This window comes from Pseudomonas sp. 2822-17, assembly GCF_002742485.1.
Taxonomy (GTDB): domain Bacteria; phylum Pseudomonadota; class Gammaproteobacteria; order Pseudomonadales; family Pseudomonadaceae; genus Aquipseudomonas; species Aquipseudomonas cyclaminis.
Genome location: NZ_LJRZ01000631.1, coordinates 1 through 252, shown reverse-complemented (window position 1 = coordinate 252; position 252 = coordinate 1). Strand labels below are relative to the sequence as shown.

Genomic DNA, 252 nt, shown 5'->3' with positions numbered 1-252 from the left:
CCATTTAATGACATCATCATAACTGACAGTCGGTGTATTGCTCATTGTGAGCCACCCATCGTCATGTCAGCCAAAGAGAGGTATGTTATCTTCGTCTGCTTTTATATGAGCTACGGTTATCGGGAAGAAAGCATGAGTAATAGCAATATCTACCTCAATAAAAAATCCTTTTTCATATTCGTATTCGTAAGTTCCATATAATGCAGCTGCAGTTAAATCGTGCATCTTAGACAAATCAGCACCGCCATACCA

The 252-nt window shown here is 39.3% G+C and carries 1 protein-coding gene; it reads right to left on the bottom strand.

From position 1 onward, the window contains the following. Nucleotides 1-66 precede the first annotated feature (66 nt). Nucleotides 67-252: hypothetical protein (locus AOA60_RS23655; RefSeq protein ID WP_218240789.1), on the bottom strand; the 186-nt coding region annotated here is incomplete at its 5' end.